General features: G+C 33.9%; 16 protein-coding genes and 1 riboswitch. Of the genes, 5 read left to right on the top strand and 11 right to left on the bottom strand.

Features of this window, described 5'->3' with window-relative positions; translation table 11 throughout:
* Positions 1 to 119: 119 nt before the first annotated feature.
* Positions 120 to 1592: a S41 family peptidase gene (locus tag ACTJIW_RS00355; protein WP_440715404.1), complete on the top strand. Its 1473-nt coding sequence runs from the start codon at positions 120 to 122 to the stop codon at positions 1590 to 1592.
* Positions 1593 to 1647: 55 nt separating this feature from the next.
* Here the strand turns inward: ACTJIW_RS00355 and ACTJIW_RS00350 are convergent, their stop codons facing one another.
* From ACTJIW_RS00350 to ACTJIW_RS00315, 8 genes are all read right to left on the bottom strand, one after another.
* Positions 1648 to 2715 (bottom strand): YncE family protein, encoded by a 1068-nt coding sequence (locus ACTJIW_RS00350; protein ID WP_073408876.1) that lies wholly within the window; start codon positions 2713 to 2715, stop codon positions 1648 to 1650.
* Positions 2716 to 2720: 5 nt separating this feature from the next.
* Positions 2721 to 4580, bottom strand: a complete 1860-nt coding sequence (locus ACTJIW_RS00345; RefSeq protein ID WP_440715405.1) for a TonB-dependent receptor plug domain-containing protein — start codon at positions 4578 to 4580, stop codon at positions 2721 to 2723.
* Positions 4581 to 4607: 27 nt separating this feature from the next.
* A riboswitch (cobalamin riboswitch) is annotated at positions 4608 to 4810 on the bottom strand.
* Between the two features lie 69 nt (positions 4811 to 4879).
* Positions 4880 to 5413, bottom strand: coding sequence for an alpha-ribazole phosphatase (gene cobC, locus ACTJIW_RS00340; RefSeq protein ID WP_440715406.1), 534 nt, complete (start codon positions 5411 to 5413; stop codon positions 4880 to 4882).
* Positions 5398 to 6183 (bottom strand): adenosylcobinamide-GDP ribazoletransferase, encoded by a 786-nt coding sequence (locus tag ACTJIW_RS00335; protein ID WP_440715407.1) that lies wholly within the window; start codon positions 6181 to 6183, stop codon positions 5398 to 5400. Before ACTJIW_RS00335 ends, cobC begins: the two co-directional genes overlap by 16 nt.
* Positions 6184 to 6232: 49 nt before the next feature.
* Complete coding sequence (cobT, locus tag ACTJIW_RS00330) at positions 6233 to 7912, bottom strand: nicotinate-nucleotide--dimethylbenzimidazole phosphoribosyltransferase (protein WP_440715408.1); 1680 nt, start codon at positions 7910 to 7912, stop codon at positions 6233 to 6235.
* A 164-nt stretch (positions 7913 to 8076) separates the two neighbouring features.
* Positions 8077 to 8586: a bifunctional adenosylcobinamide kinase/adenosylcobinamide-phosphate guanylyltransferase gene (cobU, locus tag ACTJIW_RS00325; protein ID WP_440715409.1), complete on the bottom strand. Its 510-nt coding sequence runs from the start codon at positions 8584 to 8586 to the stop codon at positions 8077 to 8079.
* Between the two features lie 30 nt (positions 8587 to 8616).
* Positions 8617 to 8994, bottom strand: a complete 378-nt coding sequence (locus ACTJIW_RS00320; protein ID WP_440715410.1) for a four helix bundle protein — start codon at positions 8992 to 8994, stop codon at positions 8617 to 8619.
* A 30-nt stretch (positions 8995 to 9024) separates the two neighbouring features.
* Entirely contained in the window at positions 9025 to 9387 is a 363-nt protein-coding gene (locus ACTJIW_RS00315; RefSeq protein WP_011921602.1) for a DUF5522 domain-containing protein, read from the bottom strand.
* A 95-nt stretch (positions 9388 to 9482) separates the two neighbouring features.
* Here ACTJIW_RS00315 and ACTJIW_RS00310 point away from each other — a divergent pair, with 95 nt between their 5' ends.
* The 3 genes from ACTJIW_RS00310 to ACTJIW_RS00300 all read left to right on the top strand — a co-directional run bounded on the left by ACTJIW_RS00310 (position 9483) and on the right by ACTJIW_RS00300 (position 12536).
* Positions 9483 to 10625, top strand: coding sequence for an ABC transporter substrate-binding protein (locus tag ACTJIW_RS00310; RefSeq protein ID WP_440715411.1), 1143 nt, complete (start codon positions 9483 to 9485; stop codon positions 10623 to 10625).
* 1 nt (position 10626) lies between these two features.
* Positions 10627 to 11655 carry a FecCD family ABC transporter permease gene (locus ACTJIW_RS00305; RefSeq protein ID WP_440715412.1) on the top strand — a complete coding sequence of 343 codons (1029 nt, stop codon included), beginning with the start codon at positions 10627 to 10629 and terminating at the stop codon, positions 11653 to 11655.
* Positions 11656 to 11759: 104 nt separating this feature from the next.
* Complete coding sequence (locus tag ACTJIW_RS00300) at positions 11760 to 12536, top strand: ABC transporter ATP-binding protein (protein ID WP_440715413.1); 777 nt, start codon at positions 11760 to 11762, stop codon at positions 12534 to 12536.
* A 34-nt stretch (positions 12537 to 12570) separates the two neighbouring features.
* On the opposite strand, the gene ACTJIW_RS00295 is transcribed toward ACTJIW_RS00300, so the two are convergent.
* The 3 genes from ACTJIW_RS00295 to ACTJIW_RS00285 are packed head-to-tail and all read right to left on the bottom strand — an operon-like array spanning position 12571 to position 13891.
* A complete protein-coding gene (locus ACTJIW_RS00295) occupies positions 12571 to 13029 on the bottom strand; it encodes a tRNA (cytidine(34)-2'-O)-methyltransferase (protein WP_121360274.1) in 459 nt (152 codons plus the stop codon).
* A gap of 22 nt (positions 13030 to 13051) precedes the next feature.
* A complete protein-coding gene (locus ACTJIW_RS00290; protein ID WP_433813426.1) occupies positions 13052 to 13624 on the bottom strand; it encodes a pseudouridine synthase in 573 nt (190 codons plus the stop codon).
* A gap of 60 nt (positions 13625 to 13684) precedes the next feature.
* Positions 13685 to 13891: a hypothetical protein gene (locus ACTJIW_RS00285; RefSeq protein WP_440715414.1), complete on the bottom strand. Its 207-nt coding sequence runs from the start codon at positions 13889 to 13891 to the stop codon at positions 13685 to 13687.
* A gap of 154 nt (positions 13892 to 14045) precedes the next feature.
* Here ACTJIW_RS00285 and ACTJIW_RS00280 point away from each other — a divergent pair, with 154 nt between their 5' ends.
* Positions 14046 to 14420, top strand: a complete 375-nt coding sequence (locus ACTJIW_RS00280) for a hypothetical protein (RefSeq protein ID WP_440715415.1) — start codon at positions 14046 to 14048, stop codon at positions 14418 to 14420.
* Positions 14421 to 14547 lie beyond the last annotated feature (127 nt).

Genomic DNA, 14547 nt, shown 5'->3' with positions numbered 1-14547 from the left:
TCAAGACGAGGCACAATTATATTTGTTACAACATAAATGTAATTTTTTTTGCAAAAAAGAATAATACTTAAAACTAAAGGTAGTATTTTTACGTTAATACAATACCGAAACCTACTTTTATGAAACCAATTTTAAAATCGATACTGTTTTTGTGTCTGTTATCATTCTTTTTGCAATCTTGTGAGGATGAGGACGATGTGAGAACTCCTGCTCAATTGCAAGTGAATGATTTTGTGTGGAAAGGCTTAAACGAGCTTTATTTGTGGCAGGGTGATGTGGCTAATTTAGCAGATGATCGTTTCAGTTCTCAGGAAGAATTAAACTCTTATTTAGAAGGATATTCAAATCCTGAAGACTTATTTCAGGATTTATTAAATAAACCAGTAAGTAAATATCCAAGTAATGCGATTGATCGTTTCAGCTGGATCGTTTCAGATTATACCGTTTTAGAGCAGGAATTAGGCGGTATTACAAAAAATAACGGAGTTGATTTCAGGCTTACCAGAGTTGCAGAAGGTTCAAATGATGTTGTGGGATATGTTCGTTACATTATTCCTAATTCTGATGCATCTTCAAAAGCCATCAAAAGAGGAGATTTCTTTACAAGTGTAAACGGAACAAAACTGACGGTTTCAAATTATAAATCATTATTAGTTGATCCGGATAGTTATACCTTAGATTTTGCAGATTATAATGGAACTGCTTTTGTTTTAAATGGAAAATCAGTTGCATTGACAAAAACTGTTTTAGAAGAAAATCCAATTTTAATAAACAAAGTAATTAATACCGGCGGACATAAAATTGCTTATTTAATGTACAATGGATTTTATGCTGAGTATGACAGTAAATTAAATCAGGCTTTTCAGGGATTTAAAAATGAAGGGGCAACAGATTTGGTTTTAGATTTAAGATATAACGGGGGAGGTTCTGTACGTACTTCTACACGTTTGGCAAGTATGATTACAGGGCAGTTTGAAGGAAAAATATTTTCGAAGAGACAATATAATTTCAAACAAATGGCGGGTATGACTGCTGAGGATCTGGAAGTTTTAAACGAACGATTTGTAAAAGATATTGACGGCACTCCAGTAAACAGTTTAAATTTATCGACAGTTTATATTTTAACAACTTCTAGTACAGCATCAGCAAGTGAATTGATTATAAATGGACTAAAACCTTATATTAATGTAGTTCAGATTGGAGAAACGACTACAGGTAAAAATGTTGGATCAGTTACACTTTATGATTCGCCAACTTTTACTAAAAGAAACGTGAATCCAAACCATAAATATGCCATGCAGCCTTTGGTATTTAAAATCTCGAATGCATCAGATTTTGGAGATTACACACAAGGTTTAGTTCCTACTTATGTTCAGTTAGAATATTTACGCAGTTATGGAGTTTTAGGAGATACCGCTGAACCGTTGTTAAATATGGCAATTTCTAAAATCACTGGAGCAGCAGCTAAAAAAGTACAGAATGATCACGGTTTAGTTTTACCTTATATAAGTGATTCTAAAAAAATCAACGGATTACGAAACGAAATGTATATAGACGGTAATGCCGGAGAGTTTATAAAAACTTTAAAATAAAAAAAAGGCTTTCAGAAATGAAAGCCTTTTTTTAAACCATAAATTCAAAAATGAATTAATCGTTAAAGTAAAAACCATTTGGAGATATTCCTACTGTAAATGATTTGTTTTTTGTTCCTGTAAGTGAATAAATGTATGCTTCTCCAGGATCTTGGTTATTTATAGCATCAGCTGCATAAATTTTATTGTCTTCTACTGCAAAACCGTAAAGATTTGTAACATCCGCAGCTTTAAATAATGCTGTTGCTGGTAAAGATGTCGCATTAGCAGCCATAGAATAAATGTTGTTTCCAATAGTATAATATACTTTGCTGTCTTCGATATCTAAGAATCCCGGATGTGTTATGCCTGTAAAATCTAATGTTGATGATACAGTATTAGTACTTAAATTCACTTTTACAATTTTTCCGGCAGTTTCAACATCTGCATAATATGGTTTCCCGTTACATAAAATATATAAGGTTCCGTTATCTTTTACCAAGTCGCTTGGCACATCTCCCACAACAAAATTGGTAACAACCGTATTAGTAGCAGAGTTGATAACTGTTAACGAATTCCCTTGGTTCCAGCCTCCTTTGTGTGCTACATAAAGTTTACCATCATTTTCAATAATTTTTTCCGGACCTTCAGCTACTGAGATTGAAGAAGTAACTGTATTAGTAGTAAGATCTAAAACTGCTACATAATCATCAGCAGGATCGCTTCCTTCTCCCCAGTTTGTTACATATCCTTTTCCGTTTGCAAATGCAATAAATCTTGGATTATTTAAATTAGCAGTAACTGTAGCAATGCTTTTAAAAGTATATCTGTTAACTACTTCAATTTTATTTGATCCGTTTACAACTATATATGCTGCATCATCTTTAAAACCAATAAATAAAGGAGTATCTCCAGTAGTTTTACCAGGATTAACTAAAGAAAAAACATTGTTTTCGATACTCAAATCATCTGATAAATAAGAAATAGTTCCGTTGGTTTTTCCAAAATTACCTTCATTAACAATAAAAATTCCATTCTCATAATCGCCGCGCGGCTCATCGTTATTGTCATCATCGTTGCTGCAAGACACAAAAAATGCCGAGCTTATAAGGACTGTTAAAAATAGTTTGTTAAATTTTTTCATGAAATTTAAAAATTAAGGTTTATGTATATAGTATAATTTCTACCCGGCATTTGTCTGCTTGTTACGGGTTGATAATTTTCGTTCCACAGGTTTAAAACCTGAAATCCAATTTTGTAACTGTTTTTTGCTCCAAAATCATAATCGACACCAATATTTCCAACATTATAATCTTTAATTTTTGATGCACGATTATTAAAAGGTGTAGTGTAAACTTCTCCATTATAGAGGTATTGAAAGTAAGAAGACAGTTTTTTCCAGTTGTAAGCGACAGAGCCTGTTAATTTATGATAAGGAACATAAATTAACTGTTTGTAGATTAATTCGTTTTTAATTAGCTGCTGACTTTCTGAAACTGTATAAGCGTACGTGCCGTTGATTGTGAAATTATTTTGCCCAAATTTTGGTTTCCATTCTACAAGAACTTCTGCTCCGTAGGCTCTCACTTTATCTGTGTTTTCAGGCGCCCATACATCACCGCCACCTTCACCCGGAACCCAGCGCAGTAAATCTTTAATAGAATTATAATAGGCAGTAATTGATAAAGTAAAGTTTTTTCTAAAGAATTCATTGCCAATTTCTGCCTGATAAGAAGTTTCGGGTTTTAAATTAGGGTTGCCGCTTCCTTCCCAAAACAAATCATTATAGGTAGGCATTCTAAAATTCTTTGAAGCATTGAATTTCAAATGATAAAAACTGGTGAAATCATATTTTGTTCCAAATGAAAAAAGAAAAGGATTACCGTAGTTGTCTGTAATTTCCTGACGAATACTGGCGTTATAATCCCATTTTTCAGTTAACAAATGATGCAAAAGCAGACTGGCAGTACCAACTTCTCTTTTTACATTATCAATACTCGAACCGTATCCTTTGTTTCGGCTGTAGTCTACAATTGAGTTTAATTTGATTTTATCATTTACATCAAAAGCTAAATCGTATTTTATGATTGAAGTTTCAACTTTTCCGTAAGTAAAATTATTGGAGGTAATACTTGGAAAATATTTATAAGATTCGCCAATATGTGCTGCTCGCAATTTAGATGTAAAACGTCCCAGCTGACTTTCCCATTCTAATAAATTACGAGTATTAAAATCGTTGTATTTTGTTTTTGAAGCATTTGGCGATGTTAAAGAAAAGTGACGTTCTGAATCGTAAAACTGGCTGTAAGCTTTTAAAGTATTATTAGCATTGATTTTATAACCAAAAGTAGTATTCATACTTGTGTTATAATATTGGCCATTAATGTTTCTTTCGTCTGAATTGCCAGGATATTTAAAATCATTATCAGAACTGTTTCTTGAAATACTGACCTGTAAGCTGTATTTATCTGATGAAACTATAGTGCGGTAATTTGCACTGTATGTATTGTAACTTCCAGCGCTGAAAAAAACATGATTAGAAAATTCGTTTTTAAAAAGTAAATCATTGTTCAGGTGAATGCTTCCGCCAATAGCGCTGCTTCCGTACAAAACACTTCCACCTCCGGCTTTTACTGTTATAGAATTAAAATCTCTCGTTCCAATAGTATTAAAATCGGCCTGACCTAAAAATTGTGAATTTATATTTATACCATTCCAGATAACAGCGGTCTGTGCGCCTGTTGTTCCTCTAAAAGATGGGGCAGAAGTCATTCCGAGCCCATTTTCTTTGAAATAAATAACAGTATTAAAATTTAAAAGAGAGGTTAAAGAAGGCTGGTTTGTGTCGAGAATTGAATCGTTTAAAACCTGAACAGACTGCGAAGTAGAATATTTCTTAAGATTAGAATCTGAAACTACAACTTCTTTTAGTTTAATAGAATCGCTCTGCGCCCAAGTGAATTGGCACAACATCAAAAGAAAAAAAGCAAAACGTATTCTTAAAGTCATAATTTCTACACTCTTTTTCCCGAGAGCTCGATATTCGTTACAAAGGCAGGTCTCCTGGCTTGCGTCTTGTTGTTTACCTTCCCATTCGCGGGGGCGAGCAGTGGTTTTGCAGTTTACAACAAGCATTCTTTTTTAGAACTAAGCTTACAGTTGCGGGTACAGCTCAAGATTTTACTTGATTCCCTTTTTAATGTGTTAATCAAAACACAACCTTAATTTTGTGCAAATATAAAGTTAAAAATACTGATAATTCAAATATGTATTGTTTTTGTAATCAAATAATCAAACAAATAGCCAGATTATAGTTCAATTCTTATGACTTCCCCAAAATCGACTTTGTTTTGAAAAGCCTCTTTTAAAGGCAGTGAAGTTTGATGGCATAAAATGCTTCGTATAATACCCGCATGAGCTACAATGATTACAGGATGTTTAAGGTCTGAAATCTGCTCAGCTAAAAAGCCGCCGACTCTTGAATGTAATTCTGTAAATGATTCTCCATTAGAAACGGGAATATTTACAAAATCGTCCATCCACGGATTTAACTCTTCTGGCGGAATCTCATCCCAGGGTTTTAATTCCCAGTCGCCAAAATTCATTTCTTTTAAGCGGTCATCTTCCTGATAAGAAATGGCGTTTGTATTTTTGTGAATATGTTTTGCCAGAATAGAACAACGTTTTAACGGGCTTGAAAAAATTACCGCTTGAAACGGCAATTCAGATATAATTCTGTCAAAGATTTCGTCAAAAGGCGCAGCAATATCAACATCCGATTGTCCGTAGCAAATTCCTTTTTCGCAGATCGTTTCGGTATGGCGAACTAGATAAATTTCCATATAAAAAGAATACTTAAATAATATACAACTTCACAAACCTGCTGCGTGGCGCCAAGACAATCACCCGTGTAGCCGTCAATCCATTTTTGAAAATAACGAGCCAGAAAATATCGGGTAATAAAAATTGGAATTAAAGCCAAAAGAGTTTTATAATTGAAATAGGAGAGTGCCAATAACGGAATTAATCCGAAGAAAAATGAACCCAAAACTTCTCTCCAGCTGTGGTTTTTTGCTATTGGTTTACTTTTACTCGAAGCATCATCGCGAGAATATTCATGTGTAAAAATAATACTGATTGCTGCTAAACGACTTAAAGAATGTGCAGAAATAAATAAAAGAAAAAACAGAAAAATGCTGTGAGTAAAAAGTGAAATAGATTCTGAAAGCAGTTTAAATTTTACCAGAAAAAGCAAAACCAAACCAATTGCTCCATAAGCACCAATGGCGCTGTCTTTCATAATTGTGAGGATTTTTTCTTTAGTCCATCCTCCGCCAAATCCGTCGCAGACATCAGCAAATCCATCTTCGTGAAAAGCACCGGTAGTTAAAACCGAAATAATAATTGAAAAAATCACTGCTGTTTCTGTTGAAAGAAATAATGAAAAAAGATAAAAAGCCAGAAATGAAATTGATCCGACAATCCAGCCAATAAAAGGGAAATATCGTGTGGCTTTATTTAAATAATCAGGATTATGATCGATGTTTTTTGGACATGGAATTCTGGTGTAGAACATTAAACAAGTAAAAAAAATATGTAGTTCTTTTTTCATTTATGGATAATTGAAGTTATAAACTGTGACTGAAAACCGCGACTGAAAACTATTTCCTGCTAACGCCCGCGCTTTCAAAACTAGCCATTTCATTCAAAAAAGCTTCTGCCGATTTTAAAATAGGAAAAGCAACTGCACAGCCGGTTCCTTCTCCCAGACGCAGATCTAAATTTAAAATGGGTTTTGTTTCAAGATATTCCAGCAGTTTTAAATGTGCTTTTTCGGCAGAACAATGACAAAAAATGGCATTTTGTTTTATGTTCGGATTTATTTTAAAAGCAATTAAAAAAGCCACACTGCAAATAAAACCATCAACAAGAATCAGCATTTTGTTTTCAAAAGCTGTCAGCATCCCGCCTGCCATCTGCATAATTTCAAAACCTCCAAAATAAGCAAGATGCTGTTTTAATTCGGCTTGACCGGAATAATTTTCCAATGCTTTTTTTAGAATATTTTGTTTGTCGAACAGTTTTTGGTCGTTAATTCCCGTTCCTTTTCCAACGCATTCTTCTATAGGCAACCCCGTTAAAAGACTCATTAAAATAGAAGCTGTAGAAGTATTTCCAATTCCCATTTCGCCAAAACCAATACAGTTAGAACCTGTTTTGGCAATATTTTCTACAATTGATTTTCCTTTTTCAAAACACAATTGAAGTTCAGTTTCGCTCATTGCCGAAGCGTGAAGAAAAGATTGTGTGCCTTTTGCTATTTTGGCATTAATTAATTTAGCATTTGTTGGGAAATCGTAATTTACGCCCGAATCTACAATCGATAATTCGATACTATTCTGCTTGCAGAAAACATTTATTGCAGCACCGCCATTCAGAAAATTATTCACCATTTGGCGCGTTACATCTTGTGGATAATCACTTACGCCGTGATTGGCAATTCCGTGATCAGCTGCAAAAACAACAACATTAGGGTTTATAATTTTCGGATTTAAAGTTTCAAAAACAGATGCCATTTGAAAAGCCAACGTTTCTAATTTCCCCAATGAACCAAGAGGTTTGGTTTTTGAATCTATTTTTTCTTGTAAAAGTCCAGCGAAATCAGTTTTAGAATCTGCTTTGTTTTCTTTTTTTAAATCGAAATCAGAAATATTGATTTGATGAATTTTATTGATTTCCTTGCAATCTGCAGTTTCAGATTTTTGTTTCCAGTGTAATTGCTGTAACATGGGCTGATTGCCATAATTTGTAGCAGGTTTTCCAATGCAGAAATAACCAAGCGGTTCTATATTTTCGGGTAAATCAAGAATTTTTTTGAATTGGAAATAATTTAAAATCGAAACCCAGCCCATTCCGTAACCTTGTTCTGTTAGTGAAAGCCAAATATTCTGCGCTGCACAAACCGAACTGAACTTCACAGCCTCATTACTGCCAATGGTTCCAATCGTAAACTGATTTAAAACCGATCGATCGTAAGCAATAATAAGTCCAATTGGTGCTTCTTCTATAGCTTCTAGCTTTAGCGATTTGTAAAGTTCTTTCTGTTCCGGATTATCAGTAAGTTCTTCCGCTTTTTTATTATAATCTAAAAACAGGTTTTTAATCACACTTTTAACAGCATCCGATTTAATGATATAATAACGTGTCGCATCGGTCAATCCAACAGATGGCGCCCAATGTCCAGCCTGTAAAGCTTTTTGAATGACTTCATCAGGAACCTCATCGGTAGTAAAATGTCGGGTGTCGCGGCGTGATTTTAATATATCGTCTAAATGGCTCATAATTTTTCAATTTCAAAAATCAATATCAATGACAAAATTCAATTTCAAACTTCAATATCAATTTACTCTTTATGTAAAGATACTCCACGATATTGGAATTTGGAATTTAAAAGTTTAGAATTTGTTTTATTGATTCTTGAAATTGAAATTGATTTTTGCGATGGTTAACCTTTTATCTTAACTGGAATTCCGGAAACCATTAAAACTACTTCATCTGCTTTTGAAGCCAGAAACTGATTCATCCAGCCTTGCAGTTCTGTAAATTTTCTGCCAATTTCGGTAGCAGCGTGAACTCCCATTCCAATTTCGTTGGTCACAATAATCAACGTTGCATTTTCTTGATTTGCTATCAATAGAAACTCTTTTTTTGCTTCTTCTAAACTTGATTCAACATTATTTTTATTGTCTACGAAGAAATTGGTAAGCCAAAGCGTTACACAATCAATTAAGGCGACTTTACCTGAAAAATCAATTTCGCTGACATATTTTTCCTTTTCAATATTTGTCCAGCGTTGGTCTCTTTCCTGTTGATGACGATCGATTCGGTTTTGAAAATCTGAATCCCATTTTCTGGCCGTTGCCACATACATAGGAGAATCAGAAAGCTGTAATGCCAGATTTTGTGCATAAGTGCTCTTTCCTGATCGTTCGCCGCCGGTAATTAGGTAAATCATTTATAATTGTTAATTATTGATTGTTAATTATTAATTTATTGAAGAAGTTTTTTTTATTGATGAATTTTTAGAAGTTTTAAGAATACTCGTTATTAGTTTTAAAATTGAAATTGCATCATTGTTGATGTTTTCAAATTCTTTTTCATTCAAGTAATCGGTTGCTTTTAATAATTCTAACCAATAAACAGTTTCATTGGCTTCCTTTTGAGCAATTGAAAATTTATGAATAAAGTCGCTTTTACTTTCTGCATGCTCAGCTTCTCTAATGATTGCCCCAACGCTTGTTCCTGATCTTAAAAGTTGTTTAGAAAGTATAAATTCTTTTTTATCATTATTTAGATATTGATATAATCGGATAATTCTGACTGCAAAATCAAAACTTTTATTTTTAACAACATTGTTTTTCATAATTAACCACTAACAATTTATAATTAACAATCAATAAGGGCAATGTCTGCAATTGTTTCCACAGCAAGTACCACGTTTTAGGTGATACCAGGTTTTAAAAACCATGTTGCCGTTTTCAATGTAATAGTCAATTCCCTCAATTAGTTTAGTTGTTTGGGGTAAAGATATGGCTTTATTTTTAAGGGCATTTTTAGGAGTAATAGTCTCGATATAAGCATCGATTTTGTCTTCACAGGCTTCTTTAAAACAAACAGGACATAGACAGTCCGCTCCTTCAGAAAGGTTGAAAATAGGAGGATAGTCATTACACCAGCATTTACTTTCAACCGAAATATCTCCACAGCTGAATTCTGATTCGCAGCTTGAGCAAATTTTAATTTTTGTGGTATTCATAAATGTAAAGATACAATTTGTTGTTTTTGTAAGAATAAAGGTAAGTAAAAAAAATATAAAATGCTTTACCTTTGTTCCTTTCGAAAACGTAAAATATGAGACATTTATTCCCTAAATTGATTTTTATTTCTTCTTTTTTTATCCTCTTCGGATGTAAGAAGAACGAAACGAGCGAAGTAGCAAAAACAGATGCTGCAAAAAACAGTATCGAATATGCATCTGGACTTTCGATCGTTAAATATGACGATTATTCAGTAGTTACGGTTTCAAATCCCTGGCCTAATGCGAATAAGGATTTCAAATATGTTTTAAAAGAAAAAGAAGCAAAAGTGCCGGATAGTTTACAGGCTTATACTTCAATTCAGGTTCCGTTAGAATCTGTTGTAGTAACTTCAACCACTAATATTCCTTTTTTAGAAATGCTGGAAGTAGAAAACAAGCTGGTTGGTTTTCCGCATACCGATTATATTTCGTCTGAAAAAACCAGAGCTTTAATTGATAAAGGTTCTGTGAAAAACGTTGGACAGAATGAAAAATTAAATATCGAACAGTTAATAGAATTATCACCAGATTTAATTGTGACTTTTGGTGTTGACAATAACAACCCGATGCTGGATAATTTAAAGAAAAGCGGATTGAATATTTTAATTCAGGGCGACTGGATGGAACAGTCTCCGCTTGGAAAAGCAGAGTGGATCAAACTTTATGGAGCTTTGTTTGGTAAAGAAGAAAAAGCAAAAGAATTGTTTGATAAAATTGTTCAGAGTTACGAGCAGGCAAAAAAACTGGCGGCAGAAAAAGCAGTAAACTCTACCGTTTTATACGGATCTATGTATGAAGATGTGTGGTACGTTGCAAAAGGAAACAGCTGGGTTGCTGAGTTTATGAAAGATGCTCATGCCAATTATTTATGGGCAGATTTAAAAGGAACAGGAAGTGAAGGTTTATCTTTTGAAAAGGTACTGGATAAAGCAAAAACGGCGAGTGTATGGATTGCTTCAAGTTCGTTTAAAAGTCTGGATGAACTGCAAAAGGCAAATCCGCATTATGGAGAATTTGATGCTTTTAAAAATAAAAATGTATATAGTTTTGAAGGAAAACTGGGAGCGACAGGAGGAACAGTTTATTATGAACTGGCACCAAGCCGTCCGGATTTAGTTTTAAAAGACTATATCAAAATTTTTCACCCTGATTTACTGCCAAGCTACGAATTTACTTTTGCATCAAAACTGAATTAAATTGGCTGACAAAAAACGAAATACCATTTTATTTGTCATCTTGGCGTTAGGTCTTTTGCTGATGTTTTTTGCGAGCATTAGTTTAGGATCCGTTACGATTCCGTTAAAAGATGTTTTTTCAAGTTTAACCGGAGGACACGCAGCAAAATCGACCTGGGAATACATTATTATAAATTATCGCCTGCCAAAAGCGATTACCGCAGTTTTGGTTGGAACCGGGCTGTCGATCAGCGGACTTTTAATGCAGACGCTTTTTAGAAATCCGCTTGCAGGTCCTTATGTTTTAGGATTGAGTTCCGGGGCAAGTTTAGGTGTTGCTTTTGTCATTTTAGGGGCTGGGTTTCTGCCTTCGTTTTTAAGTGTAATTGCTTTATCGTCATACGGAATCGTAATTGCATCGACATTTGGAAGCACATTGGTTTTGTTATTGGTTTTAGTAGTTTCTCAAAGACTGCGTGACACAATGGCAATTTTAATTGTGGGATTAATGTTTGGAAGTTTTACAACTGCAATTGTAAGTGTTCTAACGTATTTTAGTACGGCAGAACAATTGCAGAAGTTTACATTTTGGTCAATGGGAAGCTTGGGAAATCTTTCGTGGTCAACAATTGGAATCTTGACTTTTTGTGTTGGTATTGGTCTGCTTTTAAGTGCTAAAAGTATTAAGCCTTTAAATGCTTTGCTTTTAGGAGAAAACTATGCAAAAAGTATGGGCTTAAATTTTAATCAGGCGAGATTGATTATCATATTTGCAACCAGTATTTTATCTGGAGCGATTACGGCTTTTGCGGGTCCAATTGCTTTTATTGGTTTAGCAGTGCCGCATATTGCAAAACTGACTTTTCAAACGAGTAATCACACTATTTTGTTTTGGAGTACTTTGTTTTTTGGATCAATTATAATGTTGTTTTGTGATATTGTTTCGCAAATGCCGGGATTTGATGTAACGCTTCCAATAAATGCCATAACGTCTATAATTGGTGCGCCGGTTGTAATTTGGCTTCTAGTACAGAAAAGAAATTTTCAGTAAATTTTTGGCCGCAGATTTTACTGATTAAACGGATGGTTACAGATTATTTTTAAATCTGATAAAAGAAAAAACTCAGCATCTTAGAACCTTAGCATCTTAAAAAAATGACAAGTATCTTAAAAACTTCAAACTTAACTATTGGGTATAAATCCAAGAAAGCAACTGTGACTATTGCTGAGAATTTGAATTTAAATTTAAAGTCAGGAAAACTGATCTCTTTAATTGGTGCAAATGGAATTGGGAAATCGACTTTACTGCGCACGATTACCGGAATTCAGCATCCGTTATCTGGAAATGTTTATTTGAATGATGCAACTATTTCGGTTTATAAACCTTTGGATTTAGCGCAAAATTTAAGTTTGGTTTTAACAGAAAAACTGCCGCCAAGTAATCTTTCGGTTTTCGAATTAGTTGCACTTGGCAGACAGCCTTATACCAATTGGGTTGGAACTTTGACCCAAACTGATATCGAAAAAGTTCAGGAAGCGATGGAATTGACTCAAATAGAACATCTTTCTCATAAAAAACATTACGAAATAAGCGACGGACAATTGCAAAAGGTTTTAATCGCTCGCGCTTTGGCACAAGATACACCGCTCATTATTCTGGATGAACCAACAACACATTTAGATTTACTGCACAAAGTTTCATTATTTAAATTGCTGAAGAAACTAACTCAGGAAACTCAAAAATGTATTTTATTTTCTACACACGATATTGATCTGGCAATTCAATTAAGCGATGAAATGATTGTCATGACTCCTGAAAATGTTGTGCAGGACGAACCTTGTAATTTAATTTCAAACGGAAATTTTGCAGCTTTGTTCAAAGATGAACATATAATTTTTGATGCTGAAAAAGGAAAGTTTATTGTAACTTAATTTTTCTCAATTAACCAGTTAAACAAATTAACGATTAAACCTTTTTAAGTCCAATCTGTCTTTTAGCTTCACCAACTACAAAAGCAACTGAATTTGCAATATTAAAAGAGCGAATCAGCGGTGACATCGGGATCGTTAAATGATTTTCAAATCGAGCCATAAATGCTGCACTCAAACCAACGCTTTCTTTTCCAAAAACCAGCCAGTCGCCGTCCTGAAATTCATTCTCTAAATATGATTTTTCAGAATGAGAACTCATCAAAAATACTCTGGAGTGATCAGGAATTTGCTGGATCCATTCTTCAACATTCTGATATTCGGTTACATCAAGATGCACCCAATAATCCAAACCCGAACGTTTTAGGTTTTTATCGTTAATTACAAATCCAAAAGGATGAATTAAATGAAGCCGGCTTTCTGTACCTACGCACAATCTTCCAATGTTTCCGGTATTGTTTGGTATTTCTGGTTCTACAAGAACTACGTTTAGCATTATCGTTTATTTATTAATTCGTTTAATCGTTTATTTGGAAATCGTTTACTTCTAAAACTTCTCCTGCTTTTAAGTTTTGCAAATATACGTTTCCTATTCGAACACGAACGAGACGTAAAGTAGGAAAACCAACTGCTGCGGTCATTTTTCGAACCTGGCGGAACTTTCCTTCGTTTACAGTAATAGAAGCCCAGGAAGTAGGGCCATGACGCTCGTCTCTGATTTTTTTGGCTCTTGGTCCAAAATCAGGAATTTCGCTTACAATAAAAGCAGTGCAGGGTTTTGTTTTGTATTTACCGCCTTCAAAACCAATTTCTACTCCTTTTTGCAGTTGTTCAATGGCTTCAGGCGTAATTATACCGTCGACCTGAACATAATATTCTTTGTCTACTTTTTTGCTTCTTATCTGCTCGCTTACTTTTCCATCAGTTGTCAGCAAAAGCAAACCTTCAGAATCTTCATCTAATCTTCCAATTGCCATTGTTCCTTCGGGAAAATCGTGCAGTTCGCCCAAAAGCTTTTTCTTTCTCTTCAATTCATAAATAAATTGACTCAAATAGCCGTAAGGTTTAAAAAGAATGAAGTGTCGATGCATGTTTAATTTTTTGCAAAGATAGTGTTGTTCTGCAAGTATTAAAGTAAATCAGGTGATCGATTATTCATTTTTCGTTTTCATTTTTTTCAGCCATTCATATACAAACCAGATTGCTGTAATTGCAAATATAACCAGCAGTATGGTATAATAACTTTCGAAAAAATCATGAAAATAGCTTCCAATAAAAATATAGGCAGAAGCCATACACAGTTTTATCAAAATGAATTCGGCATTAGACCAGCTGGTTTTAATTTTAAAAAAGTTCATTGGTTTTAGGGTTTAAAGGTTTGATAAAGAGAAGAGTTATGAGATTTTAATTAAAGTTATGAAATTGCTTTATAAACTAAAAGCAATGTTAAACCATTTCCTTTTAAAATTTAGAATTCGTAATATTAATATAGAAACTCAAAATAATAAGGATATGGAAACTAATAATTTAGGCTCTAAAAAGATAAATGGAGTACAAAAAGATATAGATGAAACGAAAGGGAAAAATATTTCACACGACGGAAAAGCTGATGATGCCAATTTAAAAAAAGAGGTAGTAACAGATGCTGAAGGAAATAAAGAAGTTGTGGAAAGAGCCCGAAATGAAAATGAAGATATTAAAAAAGTAAAAGACAAAGTGAACCCGGATAACCCAAACGCAAACCGAGGTGTTTCATCTGATGAAGAAGCTGAAAAAACGGTTGAGAATAAAGATCGTAATTCTGATATTACGTCAAATCGTTATCCAAACTCGCATCCGGATAATCATAAAGATCGGGGAAATATGAAATTAGATGAAGATAATTAAAATAAGAAAAAATGAGCAGATTTATGTGATTTTAATGTGAAATAACATTTGATTGTGATAAAGTCTTAATCTTGTTTTAAACTCGGTTTTTCTCATGGTCAGCGCGCGATATCTTCGTAAATTTAGA

It is taken from the genome of Flavobacterium sp. 22659, assembly GCF_052044235.1.
In the GTDB taxonomy this organism is placed as follows: Bacteria; Bacteroidota; Bacteroidia; order Flavobacteriales; family Flavobacteriaceae; genus Flavobacterium; species Flavobacterium johnsoniae.
This window is presented reverse-complemented; position numbering and strand designations above follow the sequence as displayed.